Origin of the sequence: Microcoleus sp. B9-D4 (genome assembly GCF_036705105.1) — a bacterium.
In the GTDB taxonomy this organism is placed as follows: domain Bacteria; phylum Cyanobacteriota; class Cyanobacteriia; order Cyanobacteriales; family Microcoleaceae; genus Microcoleus.
This window is the reverse complement of sequence record NZ_JAUBTS010000033.1, coordinates 38,695-60,775: the sequence shown is the minus strand read 5'-3', so window position 1 is coordinate 60,775 and position 22,081 is coordinate 38,695. Positions and strand designations below refer to the sequence as shown.

Sequence of the window (22,081 nt, the reverse complement as noted above, 5' to 3'; positions counted from 1 at the left end):
GACATTCATCAGAACTTCTTCACGCACGAATAACTGTAACGGTTCGCCCCATTGGTGTCAGATGAATTTCAGTATTCAGTCGTTCTTCTAACTCCGGTGCATTATCTCTGCGATCGAATATCACCAACCACCCTTCATCTTGTCCCAATCGAGCCAAATATCCATCTAACTGTTCCAAACCTTTACTCAACGGATCGACTTTCCGAGTGCGCCAAACCTTCAGTTCAATTCCCAATGTTACCTCACCATAACGCAAACATAAATCCATTCTGTCGCGTCCGATCGCATATTCTCTCTCCAACGTTCCGCCACCATTAATCACCCGATGCAGAAATGCCATCAACACTAAATGAGGGGCTATTTCGGGATAAGATGCACTTTTGAGTAACGGTTCGCCATGTTGCAACCAAAAGGCTAGAAACGCTTGCAGAAGTGCCTCGGTTATCAGTTCACCGCGATCGTTCAACCAACTCGGACTGATAATCGGTAAACTATCTTGCGGCCCTTGCGCCAAAACTCGCGGCAACACTTCTCGATAAATCGGATTGGCGATGACTAAACCCCCGGCTGGATCTCGTTTGAGCAAGCCCAAATCTAGGAGATATTGGCGATCGTCATTAGAAGATTCTGGCAATTCTCGTCCGGCTAGCATCGGCTCGATAATGGCTTTGACTCGGTTTTCTCGCAGTCGTTCTGCCAAACTATCTAAATGCGTATCTTGTCGTTTTATGAGAATTTCTTTAGCTGATAAAATATGTTGTGGTGTAATTTCTATAGATTCATCGGTCACTAATTCTTCTACAATTTCCTTAGCTAAAGCATTCACTAACCAAGGTTGTCCCTGAGTCAGTTCAAAAGCTAAGGCTACGGCTTCAGGTGTAAAAACTTGTCCGGTATCTTCGGTATGTTGCGCGTAGAGTTCCGCGACTTCTGAGGCATTAAAATCTCTGAGAGTAATCGATCGCACTTTAATATTAAACGGACTGGATGTATTGAGTCGATCGCTTCCCCCCGCAGCCACTTTGTAATCGCGAACATCCCGCAAACCAATTAAGCCCACCGATTGCGGAAACGCTTTCGGGCGATTGGGATAACCATCGCGCAGTTGGCGCAGAATAGAAATCAAAGCTTGGTCTTGTAGTGCGTCAATTTCATCGATGAAAACCACCAAAGGACGAGGAGAAGATTGTGCCCACAGGCTGAGTACATCGCCGATTTGCTGTCCCGGTTCCGACGAGGGCCAAGCAGGAGGCTGCAATTCTGGGGGAAGTCGAATCGAAATCGCCCGTCGCCAAGCACCGAGAATGGCATCCTCTGCACCCGCAATGTCTTGACTGAAGGGTGCGCCGACTTCTACCGACAGCATCACGGCTGTATATTGTCCGCTTTCGGTGAGTTGTTTGGCTAACGCCAGCATAGCGGTGGTTTTCCCCACTTGCCGGGGTGCATGGATGACGAAATAGTTGCGTTGAGCGATTAACCGTTCTAAGCTTGGTAAGCGTACCGTGGGCGACAGTGCGTAATGAATGTCTTCTTGGCATGGGCCAGCAGTATTGAACCAACGTGGCATAGGTTAACTGGGGCGAATGGGGCTGCTCTCAGTTTACTGTACTGTTATTGGAATGGCGTTCTGGTTGTTCAGCGGGGGTTTGTAGCGACTCTCGGTACCCGATGAAACTCTCTTAGAGCGAAAGTCGTGCTCGATTCTTGATTCAAAATACCTCTTGCAAAAATAATTAGGACGGGCAAGATGCCCATCCCACAAAATTTATTTTTTCTTGTGGGATGGGCATCTTGCCCGTCCTATCAATTGATGAAAAGGATTTTTTGCAAGAGGTCTAAAGAACGGAAGAACCCCAACTGCCAACTGCCAAAGTTTCACTCTTCTACGCGATCGCCCAATTCTGCCAAACGAGTGCGAGACAGCCACCATTTCGGCTGCACTTTGACAAATAACTCCAAATATACTTTCCCTTCAATTAACTTTTGAATCTGTTCTCGCGCCGCACTGTCGATCGACTGTAAGCGGAAACGATATAACTCAAATGAGTGACACTCCAATGTGTGAACTAACACAAGTGTCACTATAAAAAGCGACTGTGAAGCCATCGAAGACAGCAGTTATACCTGAAATATCAAATGAAAACACTCGAATTCACAGAGGATTCCTATCATGTTTACAGAAGAAAAAACTCTCAATAACCAAGCTATCGCTGTTGTCGCCGATACTACTTCTCAATCAACTCTTGCAGTTGCTGAAGCGTCTGAACTGAGGAAACCTACTTTAAAACGGGGTTCTACAGGTCAAGCTGTCAAAGAACTACAACAGCTTCTATTTCATTGGGGATATTATTTCGGTGCGATCGATGGTATTTTCGGCGTCTATGTTGAAAACGCCGTCAAAGGCTATCAACACCGCGTCTTTTTAGCTGAAGATGGGATTGTCAGTCCTCTAACCTGGCAAGCACTATACTCTGGTGCACCTGTGAATATGCCGACTCTCATGATTGGTAGTTCTGGTAATGCTGTCAAAATTGTTCAGAATGTCTTGAAATTGAATGGATACTATTTCGGTTTTGTTGACGGATACTTCGGGGTTATGACCAAAGTAGCGGTGATCCAGTTCCAAACGATTAAGGGTTTACCAGCCGAGGGAATTGTCGGGCCGAGAACTTGGCACGCTTTGAGCAAGTTACCGCACTAAACAACGGTATATCTCACTTGTATAGGACTTACGTGCCGACTCTAATTGTAGGGTGTGAAAATCGCACCTTACAACTACAGGTAGTGTAGTTTCTCAGTTATTGCGTAAGTCCTGTTAGTTAAGCTTTAATCATTTATGAGGTTAATCAAATGACACATTCTGCTATCCTTGAAGCTACAGCAAATTCTGCTGAACACGGACAAGAGCTGGCTGAATTTTTGCAGGAAGATAATGGACACTACTCGGCAATGCGAGCGATGAGTTTTATTGCACTGATTGCAGCGATCGCGTTTGGCGCAATCACAATAACTAGCAAAAATGCTGATGGCAAATACATTACAACTTCTTTTTTAGTTGCAGCTTTTGCACCAAAAGCTGTTCAAAAATTTGCCGAACGTCCTTAAAGAGTTGACGGTTGACTGTTGACTGTTGCGGGCGGAGTTTTTAGGACAATGATTTAAACTGAGATGTTGCACCATTCTCAATTACTTGTTTAGGAACAGGCATCTTGCCTGTTCCACAAGAAAATTCACTCTTTGTGGAACAGGCATCTTGCCTGTTCTTGAGAATGGTGCAAGATGTGAGTTTAAACTGAACTTCTGCCTACGAGGGGAAGTTCAGTTGTAAAATCTCTCAACGATCGCCCTTATTTGCTCCATCAGTTCGCTTTACTCTTCCACCCGATAGCCCAATTCCGCCAAACGAGTGCGGGACTGCCGCCACTTCGGCTGCACCTTGACAAATAACTCCAAATATACTTTGCCTTCAATTAACTTTTGAATCTGTTCCCGGGCCGCACTGCCGATCGACTTGAGCATACTGCCGCTTTTACCGATTAAAATACCTTTTTGGGAATCCCGTTCGACGTGAATTGTCGCCAGAATGCGCGTAATTTTTGCTTCTTCTTGAACTATGTCGATCGCAATTGCTACAGAATGCGGCACTTCTTCTCGCGTCAGCAGCAAAATCTGTTCCCGAATCAATTCGCCCATAATAAAACGTTCCGGCTGGTCAGTCACCAAATCTGGCGGATAATAATAAGGCCCAACCTCCAAATGTTCGATTAACAATTGTTGCAGCGACTCGACACCCTCGCCCGTGAGAGCGGAAAATTTCACTACAGGCCACTCAGGATTGACAATTTGCTCGTAAGTTCGATCGATCAATACGGAATCCTCCGGTTGTTCGTCCAACTTATTCATCCCCAAAATCACCGGAACTTTGCAATTGCTGAGAATTTCGATAATATATCGATCGCCCCCTCCCGATTCCACGGAACCATCCACCACAAACAGCACCACATCCACCGACTGAATCGCGGTGCGGGCATTCTGCACCAAAACCTTGCCCAATTCGTGATGTGGCTTGTGAATTCCGGGAGTATCTACAAAAATAATTTGTGCTTCCGGTGTCGTTAGGATGCCTCGCAGCCTGTTACGCGTCGTCTGAGACACCGGCGAAGTAATCGCAATTTTCTGCCCCACCAACTGATTCATCAGCGTTGATTTTCCGACATTCGGGCGTCCGACAATACCCACAAAGCCCGATTTGTAACCCGCCGGAGCCGCGGGAACACCCATAATGCCCGATACGTCGATAAATTTACTATCTTCCACTAAAATCACCTATTTTCAAGCCCCTTCTCTGTCTATTGTCGCCTGAAAATACTCAAACGCCCATCGATGCACTGTAGCATCTTTCTCGCCCTGGTATAGCGCGCCACACTCAAACCTCGATCGAGCCGCTTTCCCAGTGTTAAAACAGGATACGCGATCGGCAAAACTTGATATCTGAGACAAAATTTGATAAAGTTCCAATGACATCGCTCAAAAATGAATCATTCTGGTAAAACCGACTCCCAAATGCTGTAACAACTTCAGATGTGTAAATATCTAACTCAACTGAAACTTTTCTACAGTTTGTCAGGCCAACCAGTTTTAACATTTTTGAGAATGTTTGGTAATAAATTAGGTAAGTTGAACTCAAACTCAAAAGCTGAATATCATCAGGCGCTTTCTAAATAAAAGCTAGTGTATTTTGAGCATACCTAAATTAGTGCTAATCGTCATAAAGTTGAGGAGATGAATCAGATGAAATCGAAATTATTTTGGAGTTGCTGCACCGTTTTGGTAGCAAGCTTGCCTGTTTCCGCCTTGGCTCAAACAAGCCCTCCCACAAGCCCTGAAGCAGGTATTGACTACAAGGGTGGCTCGAAGAGATACCAGGTGCTACCGGGCAGAATCCAAGACAGAACCTTGCCCAAAGCCTTTGACTTTCCAATTATTACCAATGTTGGTACTGACACTAGCATCACCTCGGATTTCCTAATTACCGATCAGTTTCGCGCCCCAGCGGGTCGTACAGAATACACCGGAGCTCTCACCGCCTGGGCAGCATCAATCAGAGAATGTCTGGCCAAACAACCACTCTTAATTCGAGCCAGCACTAAGAACCCGATTCTGATTAATGGTAGAGTAGGCACGATCGTCAGAAACGCAAATAACCGTGCAGTTTGCAAATAAGCCAGCAATATCACAGGGGCTAAATTGACCGTAATTGCTGTAAGGGCGGGTTCACCAATATCTCCCATGCAAGCATCGATACAGTAAACCCGTCACCGCAGCGATATTGGGGTCAATCGAGGCCAGTTGATATAACTTCCGCTATCTTAAAGATAAAAACTAGAGAGTGTTTGTGAACAAAAAGAGCAATAGGAAACCTATTGCTCTTTTTGTTGGCGAAATTTCAATTAATATCTATTAGGACTTATATGATATCGGCTGAAACGACATCATACAAGAGGTTTGTAGTGAGGAATGCAAGTCCTTATCAAAGTTTAAGGACTTGCATTCCTCACTGCAAACGAGATAATTACGCAGAAACCAGCCTGTTTCCCAAAAATCCCGTGGAACCGGAGGGATATGGATTTTAACACCTGGTTTATGAAAGTTTGTCTGCGTAATTCACGATTTAGTAGCGCAAAATTCATGTGTACTCAGTAAAATTTCGCCATAATCAGGAATCCAAGCTAGCCACTGTTCTTCCGAAGATTCACACAACAGCCACGCTTCGTCAAAGCTGAATGCGGTTGGCGGATTGAACAATTTAACCCACATAGAAGGAGTCAATTTTGGTGCAGGTACGGCGCAGCCAAATTTTTCCCAGTCGCGGACACTGGCGAAGCTTCCGGGCGTTGGTTGGGATTGCCAAGTACGAATATCTGTTTGCAGTTGCATAACTACTCCTGTCTAGCTAAGAGTCTGCACCAGGGCGCGGTTGAAACAACCCAGAGCGAAGGCGCAGATAAACTTTGATTATGTAGTCTATGTTACCGAATTATATAGGCGAATGTGTAGGGTTGTAGCAAAAATTTACAATCGAGAGCAAAAAACTGGCTCAAAGCTGAAAAGGTCGATCGGCTAAGCTGTTTAGCATTTAAACTGCGTATTTCAGAGCCTGAAACCCTTTACTGGCATAGATAGCCTCTGAGATTTAAATGGTGAACAGCTTATTGTTGCGCTCGGCAACGATCGCCTACCATAGCAAACAACATCTGATTTATTCCAAAAATTCCCACATGAACCAAACTGCAAAATCCCAGTGGAAAACTCTAGACCGCTTTGTAGAGATCAACTCTCATTGGGTAAAACTAATCGCCGAACATCTCGAAACAACCGAAGGAAAAACAGTAGAATATTGGCGAGTAGAAAGAGCAGATTCAGTTGTAATCTTGACAATTCAAGCTGACAAATTGCTGTTTCCCCGACAGATGTATCGCCCCGGCGTGGCAGAATCAACCCTCGATTTTCCCGGAGGTCGCGTACCAGCCGAATCCACGCCAGCAGCAGCCGTTCCAGCTATAATCAAGAAAGAACTAGGCGTGACAGAAAGTGCGATCGCCCGCATCGAACCGATCAACACCATTGGCTGGGCGATAAACAGCTCATTCTCCAATCAAAAACTCTACGGTTTTGTGGCAGAATTGCACCCTACAGCAACAGTAAACCCCGAATTTATCGGTGCTGAATATCCTGTCACCCCAGACGGAATTCGCGACTTGCTCAAAAAATTAACTTGCCTCCAATGTCGAGCCTTACTGCTAGAATGGCAAAATCAAGTCGATTTTAGATTTTAGATTTTAGATTTTAGATTAGGAATTGTTTTCCGAGGGTCGCCGATTTTAAGTTGCTGAAAACCCAAATTACCGGAACTAATCATGCCTCTCAATAATGAAGTTGCTGTCGAATGCCTCGACGTGACATATCGCCTCAACCGCAGGCATTTAGTAGACAAACTTAATTTCAAAGTGCTGCAAGGAGAAGTTTTAGTATTGCTGGGACGCAGCGGTAGTGGCAAAACTACTACCATGAAATTGATTAACAATTTACTAACGCCAAGCAGCGGCGAAGTTCTTGTCATGGGAAAACCGACAACTCAGTGGAACCCAATTCAACTGCGCCGAAAAATTGGCTATGTGATTCAAGAAATCGGTTTGTTTCCCCATTTTACCGTGGAGCAAAACGTCGGTTTAGTGCCAAGATTAGAAGGTTGGGAGGGCGATCGTATTCAATCTCGCGTCCGGCAACTGTTAGAATTAGTCAACCTCGACCCCCAGCACTTCGCCAAACGCTATCCCCATCAGTTATCCGGCGGACAGCGGCAGCGGGTAGGCGTCGCCAGAGCACTGGCGGCTGACCCTCCGATATTGTTAATGGACGAACCGTTTGGTGCTTTAGACCCGATTACTCGTCTGGAATTACAGCGGGAATTCGGTCAATTACAGCAGCAACTTGGCAAAACTGTGATTTTTGTGACTCACGGCATTCAAGAAGCTTTTTTGTTAGCTTCTAGAATTGGTTTGATGCAAGATGGACGGTTGATTGAAGTGGCAACACCTGATGATTTTCTCAAATCTCAGCATCCAGAAGCTGGGGCATTTCTTGAATGTTTGCAAGTAGCTAAATTTGAATGATTTAGCAAAAATTTGATAATATAGTTTTAGTAACTAAGCTGATAATCAAACGATGCACAGTCTTTACGAGAGCGACTTCTATGCTTGGACGCAAGAACAAGCCAAGTTACTTCGCAAGTGTCAGTGGAGTCAACTTGACTTGCCAAATTTAATTGAGGAGATTGAATCTTTGGGCAAACAGGAACGTCAAGAACTTAGAAATCGTTTGAGCATTTTGCTGGGACATTTGCTGAAGTGGCAATATCAGCCTCAGCAGCGCAGCCGTAGCTGGCTGTCTACAATTCGAGTGCAGCGGCGGGATACTCAGAGACTGATACAGGAGAACCCAAGTCTGAAACCTTACTTGCAAGAAGCTTTGCAAGAAGCTTATCAAAACGGTAGAGATTTGGCAGTAGGAGAAACCGATTTACCTCTCAAAACATTTCCTCAAAACTGCCTTTATAGCTTAGACGAAATTCTGGACTCTCGCTTCTATCCTGGTGAACCAAGTCCTGAAATAGAAAATGATTTATAAGGTTGACAGCAATCAACACTAACCACTTACCCAATGATAATTTTTATCAACCGCTATGGCGCTGAGATAGTTCAGCGCGCCAGTGAACATTTATATTTAGTAACTGTTGCAATTTTTATCGCTATTATTGTGGGGATTCCCCTGGGAATTTTAGCCACCAGAAAACCCAAATTGAAAAAGCCAATTTTGGGATTGGCTAATATTATGCAAACAATTCCCAGTTTAGCTTTGTTTGGCTTGCTAATCCCGGTGCCGGTAGTGGGTGGAATAGGCGATCGCACGGCAATTATCGCCCTCACTCTGTATTCTTTACTGCCTATTATCCGCAATACTTATACTGGTATTGTCGGCGTCGATCCAGCGATTACGGAAGCCGGAAGAGGCATGGGAATGACTGATATGCAACTGTTATGGCAAGTGGAAATTCCCCTGGCGCTGGGCGTGATTCTGGCGGGCGTGCGAGTTGCCGCAGTAATTGCGATCGGACTCGCTACAATCGCCGCTGCAATTGGCGCGGGTGGCTTGGGGGTGTTTATTTTCCGTGGCGTTGCTACCGTCAACAATCAGTTACTTTTGGCAGGGGCAATTCCGGCCGCTTTAATGGCATTAGCTGCGGATTTTGGGCTGGGTTTCGTAGAAGCGCGCCTCTCGAAAAGTACCTTAAAAACTATTAATGAGGAGTAAAATCCTGAATACCTTCCGTCAGCGTTGTCACTCTCTGCTAACCAGAAGCATTCGCAGGATTCGCTATCAGATTGCGGATTTCATTTGAGTGTTCAATGTACTCTCGATCGCTCAAAACAGCTTGGCTTCCCTCCAAGGAAATAGCATCGGCCAAATCGATCCAAGAACGGCAACCGCCGTATTCAGGAATGTAGGGAATTTCGCGAATTTCTGCAAGGCGATAAGCCCGCAGCAATAAAATATAAATTGGCTGATTTTGTTTCCATTTCAGGCGATCGCTAACAAAATTTTCATTCCAAATATGGTAAGGAAATAGCGCAGTAATTGCCGGTTCCCAAGCTACCAAAAAAACATCAGTAATCTCCGCCCAACTGCCAATTCTAATAAGTTCTGGATGCCAACCAGATTCAACTGTCTTGACTTGATGTGCAAACTCCGGCTTTAATAAATCCGGCTGTTGGTGTTCAAAAGTTGGATACAGCAAAACCTGTTTGTCAGTGACATTGAACTGTCCTGCTTGCTCGCGAATTCCCCCCTTCCGCAACAGCACAATCGTTTGACCTTGTTCCAAAGCATTAACTGCTACATTCCATTCTTTCAGCGCCCTAGTAGTTGATTTCATAGGAATTGAGTTGGGTTTTAACAATAGTAACAAAAATGGGTACTTTCAAGCAAGTACAGCCATTTCTTCCTGTTAAAATTGGCGTAGTCCTGACTATGCAGGACTACCCTATTATTGCTAAATTCTCACTGCAAAAGATGCTGCTAATTCCCGTTCTGGTTCCATACCAACTGTAGGCGGCATGGAACGATTTGCTACTTGCTCGATCAGTTGTAGATGTTGCGGCAGCATTTTAGCTAAACTGTAGCGTTCGAGGGCGGTTTGACGGGCTTTGATGCGAATTTCTGCCATGCGGGTAGGATGGTCTAAAACTTCATCAATGCGATCGGCTACTTGTTTCGGTGAGAAGTAATCGACTAGCAAACCGTTCTCTCCGTCGCGGATAACTTCTCTGACTGGCCCTGTGTCGGAACCGATTACTAAACATCCGGTGGATAGAGATTCAATCATCGACCAAGATAGCACAAAAGGTCTGGTCAAATAAACGTGTACGTCGGATGCTTGAATTACTTTTAGATACAGTCCATAAGGTAGGGGCCCGACAAAGTGAACTCGCGATAAATCTAGGGGGACTTTTTTGAGCATATAGTCTTTGTAAGACTCGCCGTTGGGTAAAGAACGACCGTAACAAACTCTTTCTGAACCAACGATGACGACGTGACAGTTTGGGCGGCGTTCTTGTACATAGGCGATCGACTCAATGAATTCGGGAAAACCCCGGTAAGGTTCCATTCCCCGCGATACGTAGGTGACAATTTCATCAACGCCAGACAAGTCTAAGTTAGGCAAAATTAGTTTAGCACCGGGGTCGGGTTTGAAGTAATCGGTATCTACGCCGTCGTGGAGTGTGGATAATTTTTGTTGTAATTCTGGCGGAAATTGCGATCGCTGCCAATAAGTTGGTGATAAACCCCAATCGCAAGAGTATAAATCGATCAAAATCGGCGCATTTTTGATTCTAATTCTGGCCATATCGTCAACTGTTAAAGGTTCCGCTGGGTCGAAATCTGCGTCGGAACCAATAGCATGATAAAACCACTCGAAATAGCACAAAAGCGGCGTATTTGGAAAAGCTTCTTTGACAAACAATGTCGGCCCCCAACCGGAATGTCCGCAGATAATATCGGGTACGAAACCGTCTGCTTTGAGTTGTTCTGCCATTCTAAATACGGCTTGTCCGTAGATGACGGCACTTTCTAAAGGGCGGACGTATTGGTGAGTCTGCGCGTGGGGTTCTCGGCTGGGGGTAAATGCTGCTTTGCGAACGCCGGGAATGTTCCACTCTGGGCGCTCGTTTTTAGTACCGAAAACAATTTGATTTTTGGGATCTGCGCCTAAAGCCGTGATAATGTGGCGGTATTGGGCGGGGAAGTTGGGATGGAGAAATAATGCTTTCATTGTCAGTTGTCTGTTGACTGTTGACTGTTGACTGTTGTCTGTTGACTGTTGACTGTTGACTGTTGACTGTTGTCTGTTGACTGTTGACTGTTGACTGTTGACTGTTGTCTGTTGACTGTTGTCTGTTGACTGTTTTCTGTTGTTAGTTGGAATAAAATATTTTGATTCGGCTAAAAAGCTTTGGTTTTATTCATTGGGGGTTGGTGCTTTGCAGATCCAGACACAATCTCGCGGTACTGAAGATGTATTTTTCAGGATAATTTCATAGTTTAAATGATGGAGAAATTTTTCCATAATTGTATCAGTCATAACTGAAAATGCAGTGCCATCTCTGTGCCCTAGCAAGTTTTTGTCCCACTCGCTGGCGAATTTTTGCCAGCCTAATTCGGTGAAAATATTGGTATGGTGAAACACGCAAATTCGATCGCCCCGCAGCAGTTTGGGAATTCGAGTCAGGTAGTTGAATATATCTACCGGTTCTACGTGTACCATTGTATCGTAACAAAAGCAGACATCGGCTGAACTTGGAGCGATGCCGTCTAATGTTAAGCCGTCGAGTTTGACGTAAGAAACGCGATCGTCTCCCAAGCGCGATCGCGCCGCTTGCAGCATTTGACTGGAAATGTCGGCACAAATTAGTCGATCGCAGTATTTCAGCAGCAGCGAACCTGTTTTTCCGCCTCCGATACCTATTTCTAAAACCCTATGTTCTTTTTTGATGTACGGTGCAATAAATTGCTGTTCTATCAGCGCTTCGTATTCGGCTAGGGAGTTGGCGGCACCGGCAGCTTTACCTATCCATTCGTCGCCAATATGGGCAAGTTCGGCATTAGTTTTTTGCCACTGTTGGGCGTAACTGTCCCAGGCCCTTTCATAATCTACTCTTGGGCGATCGGTCATTTTTTCATCGTTCATTTTTGATTATTTTATAGTATTGATGGCTCAATTTTCAATATGTTCCGCAATTCTTGGCAAATTATATTAAATCCTGCCAAAAGTCTACGAGGTGAGTTACTGCCCTTCACTGGGGGGGACGCTGGCACTTTAAGATGACTAATGACGGCTGAAATATGCTTCGCAGAAAATCTCTGCATAAGCTTGAGTCATTTCCTCAAAAGTATTAAGTGAAGCCAAAACATATTTAGCGTTTTCAGCTAACTGCTGCCGCAAAGGTTTATCCTCCAATAAACTAATCAAAGCTGCCATTAACTCATCGGGGCGATCGGGCGTATAAAACAAACCATTAATTCCAGACCGCACTTGTTCTTTAATTCCAAAAACCGGCGATGTAACAATTGGTAAATCGCAGGCCATCGCCTCCAAAATCACTCTGGGAAAACTTTCGACGCGAGAAGTGCAAACAAAAATATCAGCCGCTTTGTAATATTTTCCCGTCTCCCCAGTTTCCGGGACTACTGTTACCCTTTGCCGCAACTCTTCTGGCAATTCCCCCACCAAATCGGCTAGTTTATTGCTGTAAATACTAGGGCGATCGCCCACAATAAAACACCTAATTTTATTGTGCCATTTCTCAGGTAAAAGTGAAAGTGCTTTCACTAAATCCTGCTGTCCTTTGCGTTCGCATACCGTTCCCAGCAGCAAAATTACCACATCTTCCGCTGCAACACCTAAAGTTTTTCTAGCCAATTCAGAGCTCTCCGAATTTTCCAGTTTGCTCAAATCTAAGCCGTTGTGAATCACGGTAAAATTGTGGTGGCTGTTGAGAGGCAAATACCTGTCCCGCGTGGCATCTGCCACAAAAATCACTTTGTAAGGAAAGCGAAAACACTCTAAAGCTCTCGCCGCAATCTCCGAACCAAACCTGTTAAAATAAGTTTGCCAAGGTTCGCTTTCGTGCACGTTCCACACCGTCGGAATTCCGATTTGCCGCGCTGCGTCAACTACAAAAAAGTTTTCTAAAGTATTGGCATACATTACATCTACTTTTAAACTTTCAATTTCCTTGCTAAAACTGCTGATAGCTTCATCGTAAGGATCGCGCTGATAGATGTGTTCGAGAGGATTGTCGCGCACGATTACTTCAATTCCCTGCTGTTCGTAAGCCTGTCGCAGGGGGCCGTCTGTTGTGCAAAGTACGATCGGCTTAATCACACCCTCAGCCGCTAATTTCACCGCAATTTCGTACTGATGTAGCGGCGCTCCAGTAAAATCCAGCGAATTGCTGCACATCAAAACTATAACAGGATGAATCAAATTCTCTGCTTCTGCTACCAACCAACCAGAATCGGAAACTTCCAATGTATAACCTTCTTCCTTCTTCCCTCTTCCTTCTTCCTTCTTCCTTCTCTCTTCTTCCTTCATAAAAACCCGTCGAGGTTGAATATGAAAATACTCATCTTCTAAAGACAAATGAGGACTGTAAAAACTGTCATTTTTGCCCGCATACTTACGTCTAAAAGCCGCCACTTCTTGAGGATTGTCGGTAAAACCCCTAGAAGTTCCCTCTTTGTGCAACAACTCCGCATCGGGACAATATACGCACCGATAACCCCGTTCTAACAATCGGTATCCGTAATCTACATCATTGTAAGCAACAGCAAAATTCTCCTCATCAAAACCGCCCAATTCTAAGAACAATTGACGTGGAGTAATCGTGCAAGCGGCTGTTACCGCAGAGTAATTTCGCGTTACCATTGCCTGAGAAAGATAGCCTCGATTATTCTTGTCCATCAGCTTAAAAGCGTGACCCGCCAAACCGTGATGCAGCCCGTGAATTACGCCTGCGTGCTGAATTCTGCCGTCGGGATACAAAAGCCTCGCCCCGACTGCACCCACGCCCGCGATTTGAGCGTATCCCACCATTTGACTCAGCCAGCGGGGGTTAATTACTTCAGTATCGTTGTTCAAAAACAACACATATTCGCTGTCAACTTGTTCGACAGCGCGGTTGTTAATTGCTGCAAAACTAAACTTGCCCCCAGGATTTTTTATATGCAAAACTTGGCAATTTAATTGCTTTAAATATTCCAGAGTTTTCGGGTCGTCGCTTTCGTTGTCGATAACGGCAATTTGATAATTTTTGTATGTTGTATTTTCTAGAGAATCCAGACATGATTTCAGCAAGTGGAGCTGATTTTTAGTAGGAATAATTACCGTTACTGACGGGCCGTTATCCGGGAAATCCTGGGCAAATATGCCCAAATTTTCTTTAATAGCCCATGCGTGCTGAGCGACATTACCATTAATTTTGCGGCGGTTTAGTGCGTCTTGAATAGCTTTTTGACCTGCGGAAAAACTGGCGGGTTTCGCGGCCCCAGATATGGCTGTAGAACCGGGTGCAGTTCGCCAGTGATACAGCACTAGCGGCAGGTGCGCGACGTGGCGAGAAATTTCGGTGGCTCTTAAGGCCAAATCGTAATCTTGCGAGCCTTCAAAACCTATCCGTAAACCGCCTATTTCTTCAAAAATGTGTCTTCTGACAGCGCACAAATGACCGAGATACATATAGGAAAGCAGCAGTTCCGGCGACCATTCCGGTTTGAATTGCGGGGCGAATCGGCGACCTTTGGTGTCGATTTTGTCGTCGTCGGAATAGAGAAAATCGGTGGCTGGATGGGCGGCAAAATATAAGGCGACTTCGCCTAATGCGTCGGGAGTGAGTTCGTCGTCGTTGTCTAAAAACAGGATGATGTCGCCTGTTGCGAGGGCGGCGGCGCTGTTAGTTGCTGCGCTGATGTTGCCGTTTTCTGTGCGAAATGTGATGCGGATACGATCGTCCTTTTGAACCCAGTTTTTCAAAGTGTCAGCAACAGTGAAATCGGTGCTGCAATCATCGGCAATGCAGAGTTCCCAGTTTGGATAAACTTGATTGATTACGCTGTCGATCGCACTTTCGAGAAAATCTATCTGCGGGTTGTAAACTGGCATTACTACCGAAATTTTGGGCAGGGGTTCCCGGCAGGATTTTAACCGAGAAATCAAGTAATCGCGCGCGCGATCGTTCCACTGATTCACCTCCAGCCAAGCGTCATACCTATCAATGGGTTGAGGCACCACAAAACCCGCAGGTGGTAGTAAATCTCCCGGCGCAGTAAACTGTTTTTGCTGCCGATAAATCTTCCCCAACTGGCGGAGCACTTTCACAATTTCCCAGGGCAGGGGCACAATTCTACCAAGACGCTGTTTTCTTTCCTTCGCCCGCTGCTGAATTGCGGCTGTAAACCTTGATAACTCCTCAAACTTATCTGCACTTCGCTGCCAGATATGGTAGCGCCGCACTGTCAATTTTTTCGGCGCTTGAAAATACAAAATTTCCCCGGTTTCTAACTCAGCTTGCAGAGAAACGTGCCATTCCCCTGGCGGCAAATCGACAAGGGCCTCAAAACCGCTTTCCGAACTGTTAACCCAGTCGGGAAACACTTCACCGACATCTTTTCGCCGTAAACCGTAGGCGCATTCTACAGAAGTATCGCCGCACAATAAGCTTAATTTAGCAATTTTGCGATCGTGGTGGCAGCACCAACCTGCAAACAAAATTTGACCCTGACGCTGTTCCCACACCACCGGTACATCTAACGATGCTTGAATCGTGGAAACTAACAACGGATAAGCGGCCAACAAATGCCATTTACCTCGCTCATCTTGCGCTTCCAGTAGCACTTCGTGCCGTCCTGCTGGCGCTTCCAATTGAATTGTAAAACCTGATTTCTTCGCAGCCGGAATATTAGAGTGTGCTAGCGCTATATCACTTCTATCTATGCCGTAAACGCCCGCAAAACTCTGGTCTTTTATTCTGGCGCGGACTGCTGTAGTCTCTCTTTTTTGGTTAAAAACCCAGCCCACAATTAGCAGGTTGGAATCACAAACTTGCCAAGTAGTGGGTTGATCTAACGAAAAAATAAATTTAGGAAACAAGTCGCGAATTTTGCGCTGAATTTCCCACAAATTTTCCCTCACTTGCCACCATCTAGAAGACTTGATTAGAGCAATTTCTGCGCGAAAATTTTCAGTTTCCTGGCGGGAGTCTTCTAATTTTTCTTTAGTATCCTTTAATCTTTCCTGATTTTGACTTTGTGCTGTTTCTAACTGAAGTAACTCACCTAACTTTTGCTGCAATATAAATTCAGTCTCTTCAAATTGTACCTGAGTTTGCCCTAATTCTGCTTCTAATTCTAATACTTTCGCTAAAGCTGTTTGAAATTGCGATTCTTTGCCGGCAAGCTGTACCTGAGTTTGTCCTAATTCTGTTTCTAATCCTAGGAGTTTCGCTAACGCTTCTTGAAATTGCGATTCTTTGCCGGCAAGCTGTACCTGAGTTTCCCCTAATTCTGCTTCTAATTTTAAGACTTTCGCTAAAGCTTCTTGAAATTGCGATTCTTTGCCGGCAAGCTGTACTTGAGTTTGTCCTAATTCTGTTTCTAATCCGAGGAGTTTTGCTAAAGCTTCTTGAAAATTTGATTCTTTGCCGGCAAGCTGTACTTGAGTTGCTCCTAATTCAGTCTCTAAGCCCAACACTTTCGCCTGGGCCTGGTGAAATTGTTCTTGCCACTGTTTGAGTTCGGAATAGCTGGTTTTTTGCTGTTTTTCCAGCAAGCGGATTTTTAGCCAATCTTCAAATGGCCAGACTGGAGATGCTGGGAAATGAATAACTTGATCGATCGCACCTTTGGATTCGCTGCTCAGATTGCCCGCTTGGGTTTCCAAAAGTTGATAGAGTTCTAATGCTTCGGGATAATATTTTTCTATTAAACTCGGTCTGTGACTTTTGACAATATCGTTGACTAATAAAGATTCTTCAAAATTTTCGGCCGGTATCGCACCTAAGTTAACATTAAATTTTTCGTTGACTCGATCGAGGAAAAGTTCAGGAGTGTTGCCGATGGGGTAAACGTTGGCTAGGAGACAGCGATGGGGGAAACGTTCGTAAAGTTCTAAAACTTTTTGATTGTAGTGAATCCACATTTTTACTGCCATTTCGGGATTTTGCAGCAAGCTGACATCGGTTCCCCGGCGGTAAAGGGAATCGACTACTTCCCAGGGCGATCGATAAACACAGATAAAATTAGCTTCGGGGAGCAAATTCAGCCAAAAATCCCAAAAAAGGGCTGTTCGCGGGTCTTTCCAACCCCAATGTTTGTGAGGAAGTTGATTTTGGTCGATCGCGCGTTTGGCGATTTCCACGTATTCCGCTGCTACCGGAATCGTTTTTTCAAACGTACATCCGAGTTCATCAATACCGTGCGATCGTAAAACACTTTTGTGAAACTCCACAAAATCAACATTCTCGAAATGACCTTTCACATTTCCATCGGCAGGGCCCACTAACTTTTTACCAATATCAACCCCGACTTTCTGAAATAAAGAAGCTGTTAAAGACGTACCGGAACGGTGCATTCCGGTAACAATAAAAACCGACGGTTTGCTGTCATTTGTACTCACAATTTCTCTCCCTCGCCCTAATACCCACACCAACCAAATTTACTCGCTACTCTCCCGCTAATCCCATGGATCGCCTGACTTGAAACCACGCGCTTCTCAGCTTCCAGAACTTGCTGCTTTCCATTGCCAAAACCCGACACTTCGCTTGCTCTAATTCTTGCTTGAGATTAATTAGTTGATTTTCAGTTTTTTCCAACTGCATTTGCACAGCTACTAACTGATTTTGAGTTTGCTCCAATTGCGTTTGAGCTGAAACTAATTGCGTTTGAGCTTCTTGCAAACTTGTTTGAGATTCTTCCAACTTTGTTTCAGTAATCATTAACTTACTTTGATTTTGCTCCCATTCTATCCTAGCCGACTCTAACTGAGTCTCAAGTAATTGAAGTTTTGTCTGAGTAGAACCCAATAAAGACTGCGATTGTCTTTGGTTAACCAGCGATTTAACAGTGCAAGTTTCCAGAATCCATTCCAAACCATAGTTATTGATTGCTTTGACTATTAACACATCCTGCAACCCTACAGTGTTTTTGGGTAAATAACAGCTCCACCCCGACTGCAAAGCCCCATCAGTTTCAAAATATCCAGCTACATCTGGGCGATCGTAAAAAGGCTCGCACCTCTGTACCACCTCGCCGTTTACCAGCACTTTCAGCTCCTCAATTCTACCGTCGAGATTCACATCAGCTACCCATCCTTCCAGATACAAATTCTCCTTATTCGTAAAAGCAGCAACATCAATATATCCTTCCGGGTGATGATTGAATTTCAGCTCCGAAAAATCTCTAACTAGCTCATTTGTAACAACATACAAATCCTGAAATCTGCAGATGCCTTTTTTGATGCGGTGAACAAAAGCTTTGCCTCCGCCAACTCGATCGACACATTCTCTCACAAACTTTTCTGTTACATAAGTTGTGCCGTATTCCTCCTTATCTAAAGACTGACTTTCGCTTTGAGCACTAAACAAAATACCGTTAGCAGGCATTTCTATATGAGGACTTCGCAAACACTCATCGTGAACGCTGAACATCAAAATGCCATTAGGAGTCAACAAATCGTACAAATTTTGCAACCAACTTGTAAAAGTTCTTTCCGGCATATGGCTGAAAAAAGAATTAGCCAGAATGCAGTCAAATTTGCGGTCAATTAAATAATTTTCTGGTTTTCCAGTTGAGACAATACCGTTGACGCCCAAGTATTCAGTTTGAAACTTAACCGCGTTAGCATAAATATCAGAAACCCAAATTTGTTCCGGCGGTATTTCCTGAATCAAAAACCTGGTAAATCGACCGTAACCGCAGGCAAAATCTAAAAACGAGGGTACTTTTTCAAAACTGCCAAAATGCCATTCCACAACTTGTTTAACCGTATCCAAGATGCGACGGCCGAGCGAATAATAGCGCACCAAAGCCCGATCGCGATCGTCTTTGACGTTGTTCAAGCTGAACAAATACATTTCATCGTCTTCGCAGATATTCAGTTTAAAATTTTCGGGAAACTTAGTTTGATCTTGAATAAATGCTTTGATTACGGGATTTTCGACTAAATCTAAATTGATATCGCTCATTTTTTTTACAGAATTTTAGATAACCTCTGTTGACTGCTCTTTAACTAGAGTATCAGCATTAACAACAGTTAAACACGGTTCGATCAGCAAGTCAACGATGCCGTTACCGCAGGACTCAGTACAAGACTGAACTCTAAACATCGCCACATCAACGCAGCGATCCAGATAAGTTAAATCTCCATCCACCGTTCCCACAACCCCAGCATTCAGAAAATAAACTCCGGGATTCAGCAAACATTTAAACTGAAACTTCACTACAATAGTCGTTCCCGCTTCCACATACCTAACTGACTGAGTAGAAGCCTTCAAAGAAGCACCCGCCAACTCAAAACCGCTAATCGTTTTAATCAACATTCCAAACCTAACTTTGGAAGTTGACCGGGAGAAAGTGACAGAGTAAGTATAAATATAATCTTGACGGCCGATCAAGTGATTTACCACATTTCCCTTCAGCGTCTCGATGTGGGGGTTGATTATTTCCGCTCCGCGAGAGGGATACCTTACCGTATTTGACGGTATCATCCCCGGATCGTAAAATTCATCGTAATATTCCTTGGGTTTAGAGAGATGTTGCTCCGGTTTAACTTCCCTCTTTGTGCTTTCTAAATTAGCATCCTGAAGCTGGTCTTGACTTTCCTGTTTTGTCAGTTGGTTCAGAGCTCGAATATCTGACTTTAACCCCAGAACCTGATCTGGATCGGCATAAATCAGCTTTTGATACTTAGAAATTACCACCTTCGGCGTGTGAGACAGCAGCAATTCACCGCTATCCATTAAAATTGCCGACGTACAAAGTTGCACCACAGAAGTAGCAGCGTGAGAAACAAATAAAATTGTTCCGCCACCTTCCTGAATGCTTTGCAAGCGGGCAAAACACTTGCGTTGAAAAGCTTCGTCGCCCACCGAAAGCGCCTCGTCAACCACCAAAATATCTGGCTCGACGCTAGTCGCAACGGCAAAAGCTAGCCTGACAAACATACCGCTAGAATAAGTCTTGACTGGCTGTTCGATGAAATCCCCAATATCAGCAAAAGCAGCTATATCGTCAAATTTTTCTTCAGTTTCTTTTTGATTGAATCCCAGTAACTGAGCGTTAAAAAACACATTTTGTCGCCCGGTAAATTCCGGGTTAAACCCGCTTCCGAGTTCCAACAAAGCGGAGACTCTGCCTTTAACATCCACGCTTCCTGTGGTAGGAGTCAGCGTCCCTACAATTATTTGCAGCAGAGTGCTTTTTCCCGAACCGTTGCGGCCGACGATTCCCAGAGTTTGTCCTTGAGGAATTTCTAAATTGATATCGTGCAGGGCCCAAAATTCGTCAGCCAGTTTTTTGCTGGGGTAAATAATTTCCTTTAAGCGGTCTCCTGGACGATCGTACCGCTTAAAGCATTTGGAAACATTTTTTAGTGAAATTACATTTTCTGTCATCCGATTTTAGATTTTAGATTTTAGATTTTAGATTGATATTATGTTCGCTCGAACTAAAAATAGGTTTGTAGTGAGTACGACCGTCCTCTGATTTTTATGAGGACTTGCATTCCGCTGCTGCAAACACCTTTATGGGGATTTTAGATTGAAGAATTGACTGTATATCTCAAACATATTTACAGCACATCAGCAAAAGCGGGACGCAAACGCCGGTAAACCGCTAAACCTCCACAAAATATAGCAGCAGAAATTAGCGTGGCGAGACCCCATTCGCCCCAATGCTTAACTTCTCCAAGCAGTATGAGGTCTCGATAAACCTCCGAGATGGCGGCCATTGGATTCAGCCAAAATATCCACACTCGCCACTCTTGGGGGATGATTGATGCTGGGTAGACGATCGGCGTCAAATAAAACCAAAAATTTAGAATAACACCTAATGTCTGAGGAATGTCTCGCAAAAATACAGTCAAGCCCGCTGTCAAATATCCCAAACCAGCAGTTATCAGCAACTGAGGTAGCCACACCAGCGGCAGCAAGCATAAAGTAGCGTGGAGTTTTTGCGACGACACTGCTACTATCACAATCAAAGCTGCTAAACCCAGAGAACTTTCAAGAAAAGCTGTAAAAATCGGCACTAAGGGCAGCAAACCGAGGGGAAATACCACTTTTTTCACTAAATTCGGCTGCCCCACCACCGATACTCCCGACTTGATCAAACCGCTGGTGAAGGCAGTCCAAGGCAGCAAACCTGCAAACAACCAGACTCCAAATGTAATGTCGCTGTTTTCTGGGAAGCCTGCAAGGCTGAGCTTTACCTTGAGGACGATCGAAAATACGTATGTGTAAATCACCAATTGCGATAGCTGATTCAGCAGCGGCCACAAATTGCCCAGAATCGAGCCTTTGTATTGAGCTTCCAAGTCCCGGCGCACCAATGTTGCCAGCAGATTCAGCTTCGCCCACCGCCGTTCGCGTGTACTTGCCGGCCGCCGGCCGCCCAGGCTTCGGGCCTTTTGGGCAACTCCTTTGACAGTTCTCTGCAATTTTTTCGCCCTCGTTCACTAGCTTCACACCTAAATCAACTCAAGCTACAATTGTGCAGCTTTTGCTAAACCGCAATTATTCCACAGCCCCGTCGTTTTGATCAAGCATCTGCCACCCTGGCTTGGGCTTCTTCCTTCTTTCTTCTTTCCCCTTCCTTCGGAGGCTATTTTAGCCGATCGCCGATCGAACTGCCGAACCCATCGCCCGTTTTTGCTCGTCGTCGTAGCCCCACCGCCGGAAAAATTTTTCATACTCGCCGTTGGCACTGTGCAAACTTTCTAGCATTTGCGACGCTATAGTTTGACACGCTGGCATTTGCAGCATTTGAATTAAATTGCGCGATCGCTCCTGCACTCTAGCAGAATCGGCCGCCATTTCCTCCTTTTGCTGGCGCGAATGATGTACAACCATTGCCGCCGACATCGCCAAATTTTTCACCAGCAGTTCTGCTACGATCTCAGGAGCCGATCGCAGCGCCTCGACTACTCCGGGTGACGGGTGATCTGCCTCCTGTCGATCGTCCGTTAGATAGGTGACAAAAAACCCCCTAGCACCGTTCTGTGTTTTCACCAGAGATGTAACAGCTTGCTGGATGTCGGCTTGTAAAAGTCGATCGGCCTCCATGAACGACAGTAAAGATTGAGTCAGCTCGATCGCCCCCTCAAAAGTTATGCTTTCCGATGCTAATAAAGAAGATGGAATACTCATAACGAACTCAATAATTGTCAAGATTCTGCTAACAAGTGTAA

General features: G+C 44.8%; 19 protein-coding genes and 1 pseudogene. 7 read left to right on the top strand and 13 right to left on the bottom strand.

Annotated elements, in window-relative coordinates; all coding sequences use genetic code 11:
* Positions 1 to 19 precede the first annotated feature (19 nt).
* Positions 20 to 1,570 carry an ATP-binding protein gene (locus QUB24_RS19605; RefSeq protein ID WP_333154836.1) on the bottom strand — a complete coding sequence of 517 codons (1,551 nt, stop codon included), beginning with the start codon at positions 1,568 to 1,570 and terminating at the stop codon, positions 20 to 22.
* 308 nt (positions 1,571 to 1,878) lie between these two features.
* A pseudogene (locus tag QUB24_RS19600) lies at positions 1,879 to 2,025 on the bottom strand (GTPase Era); the annotation flags it as partial.
* A 148-nt stretch (positions 2,026 to 2,173) separates the two neighbouring features.
* Between QUB24_RS19600 and QUB24_RS19595 the strand changes: the two are divergent.
* The gene (locus QUB24_RS19595) at positions 2,174 to 2,704 is read left to right on the top strand and encodes a peptidoglycan-binding protein (protein WP_333154835.1); all 531 of its coding nucleotides are present in this window, start codon (positions 2,174 to 2,176) and stop codon (positions 2,702 to 2,704) included.
* 149 nt (positions 2,705 to 2,853) lie between these two features.
* On the top strand, positions 2,854 to 3,108 hold the full coding sequence (locus QUB24_RS19590; RefSeq protein ID WP_333154834.1) for a hypothetical protein: 255 nt from the start codon (positions 2,854 to 2,856) through the stop codon (positions 3,106 to 3,108).
* Positions 3,109 to 3,372: 264 nt separating this feature from the next.
* Here the strand turns inward: QUB24_RS19590 and era are convergent, their stop codons facing one another.
* Positions 3,373 to 4,284, bottom strand: coding sequence for a GTPase Era (era, locus tag QUB24_RS19585; RefSeq protein WP_333053634.1), 912 nt, complete (start codon positions 4,282 to 4,284; stop codon positions 3,373 to 3,375).
* A 51-nt stretch (positions 4,285 to 4,335) separates the two neighbouring features.
* The gene (locus QUB24_RS19580; RefSeq protein ID WP_333154833.1) at positions 4,336 to 4,527 is read right to left on the bottom strand and encodes a hypothetical protein; all 192 of its coding nucleotides are present in this window, start codon (positions 4,525 to 4,527) and stop codon (positions 4,336 to 4,338) included.
* Between the two features lie 267 nt (positions 4,528 to 4,794).
* Between QUB24_RS19580 and QUB24_RS19575 the strand changes: the two genes are divergently transcribed.
* Positions 4,795 to 5,226, top strand: a complete 432-nt coding sequence (locus tag QUB24_RS19575) for a hypothetical protein (protein WP_333154832.1) — start codon at positions 4,795 to 4,797, stop codon at positions 5,224 to 5,226.
* Between the two features lie 441 nt (positions 5,227 to 5,667).
* Here the strand turns inward: QUB24_RS19575 and QUB24_RS19570 are convergent, their stop codons facing one another.
* Positions 5,668 to 5,940: a hypothetical protein gene (locus QUB24_RS19570; protein WP_333154831.1), complete on the bottom strand. Its 273-nt coding sequence runs from the start codon at positions 5,938 to 5,940 to the stop codon at positions 5,668 to 5,670.
* Positions 5,941 to 6,200: 260 nt separating this feature from the next.
* Here QUB24_RS19570 and QUB24_RS19565 point away from each other — a divergent pair, with 260 nt between their 5' ends.
* The 4 genes from QUB24_RS19565 (at position 6,201) to QUB24_RS19550 (ending at position 8,874) form a co-directional block, all read left to right on the top strand.
* Positions 6,201 to 6,839 (top strand): NUDIX hydrolase, encoded by a 639-nt coding sequence (locus QUB24_RS19565; protein WP_333154830.1) that lies wholly within the window; start codon positions 6,201 to 6,203, stop codon positions 6,837 to 6,839.
* Positions 6,840 to 6,920: 81 nt separating this feature from the next.
* Positions 6,921 to 7,676, top strand: a complete 756-nt coding sequence (locus QUB24_RS19560; RefSeq protein WP_333154829.1) for an ATP-binding cassette domain-containing protein — start codon at positions 6,921 to 6,923, stop codon at positions 7,674 to 7,676.
* 52 nt (positions 7,677 to 7,728) lie between these two features.
* Positions 7,729 to 8,190: a DUF29 domain-containing protein gene (locus QUB24_RS19555; RefSeq protein WP_333154828.1), complete on the top strand. Its 462-nt coding sequence runs from the start codon at positions 7,729 to 7,731 to the stop codon at positions 8,188 to 8,190.
* Between the two features lie 33 nt (positions 8,191 to 8,223).
* Positions 8,224 to 8,874 (top strand): ABC transporter permease, encoded by a 651-nt coding sequence (locus tag QUB24_RS19550; protein WP_333154827.1) that lies wholly within the window; start codon positions 8,224 to 8,226, stop codon positions 8,872 to 8,874.
* A 37-nt stretch (positions 8,875 to 8,911) separates the two neighbouring features.
* On the opposite strand, the gene QUB24_RS19545 is transcribed toward QUB24_RS19550, so the two are convergent.
* The 8 genes from QUB24_RS19545 to QUB24_RS19510 all read right to left on the bottom strand — a co-directional run bounded on the left by QUB24_RS19545 (position 8,912) and on the right by QUB24_RS19510 (position 22,040).
* Positions 8,912 to 9,496 carry a DUF1802 family protein gene (locus tag QUB24_RS19545; protein ID WP_333154825.1) on the bottom strand — a complete coding sequence of 195 codons (585 nt, stop codon included), beginning with the start codon at positions 9,494 to 9,496 and terminating at the stop codon, positions 8,912 to 8,914.
* Positions 9,497 to 9,613: 117 nt separating this feature from the next.
* Positions 9,614 to 10,894 (bottom strand): glycosyltransferase family 4 protein, encoded by a 1,281-nt coding sequence (locus QUB24_RS19540; protein ID WP_333149339.1) that lies wholly within the window; start codon positions 10,892 to 10,894, stop codon positions 9,614 to 9,616.
* Between the two features lie 186 nt (positions 10,895 to 11,080).
* The gene (locus QUB24_RS19535) at positions 11,081 to 11,809 is read right to left on the bottom strand and encodes a class I SAM-dependent methyltransferase (protein ID WP_333154824.1); all 729 of its coding nucleotides are present in this window, start codon (positions 11,807 to 11,809) and stop codon (positions 11,081 to 11,083) included.
* Positions 11,810 to 11,947: 138 nt separating this feature from the next.
* The gene (locus QUB24_RS19530; RefSeq protein ID WP_333154823.1) at positions 11,948 to 17,293 is read right to left on the bottom strand and encodes a glycosyltransferase; all 5,346 of its coding nucleotides are present in this window, start codon (positions 17,291 to 17,293) and stop codon (positions 11,948 to 11,950) included.
* A 46-nt stretch (positions 17,294 to 17,339) separates the two neighbouring features.
* A complete protein-coding gene (locus tag QUB24_RS19525; protein WP_333154822.1) occupies positions 17,340 to 18,860 on the bottom strand; it encodes a methyltransferase in 1,521 nt (506 codons plus the stop codon).
* A gap of 15 nt (positions 18,861 to 18,875) precedes the next feature.
* Positions 18,876 to 20,288, bottom strand: a complete 1,413-nt coding sequence (locus QUB24_RS19520) for an ABC transporter ATP-binding protein (protein ID WP_333154821.1) — start codon at positions 20,286 to 20,288, stop codon at positions 18,876 to 18,878.
* Between the two features lie 176 nt (positions 20,289 to 20,464).
* Positions 20,465 to 21,331, bottom strand: coding sequence for an ABC transporter permease (locus QUB24_RS19515; protein WP_445300420.1), 867 nt, complete (start codon positions 21,329 to 21,331; stop codon positions 20,465 to 20,467).
* A 169-nt stretch (positions 21,332 to 21,500) separates the two neighbouring features.
* Complete coding sequence (locus QUB24_RS19510; RefSeq protein WP_333154819.1) at positions 21,501 to 22,040, bottom strand: hypothetical protein; 540 nt, start codon at positions 22,038 to 22,040, stop codon at positions 21,501 to 21,503.
* Between the last annotated feature and the right edge of the window lie 41 nt (positions 22,041 to 22,081).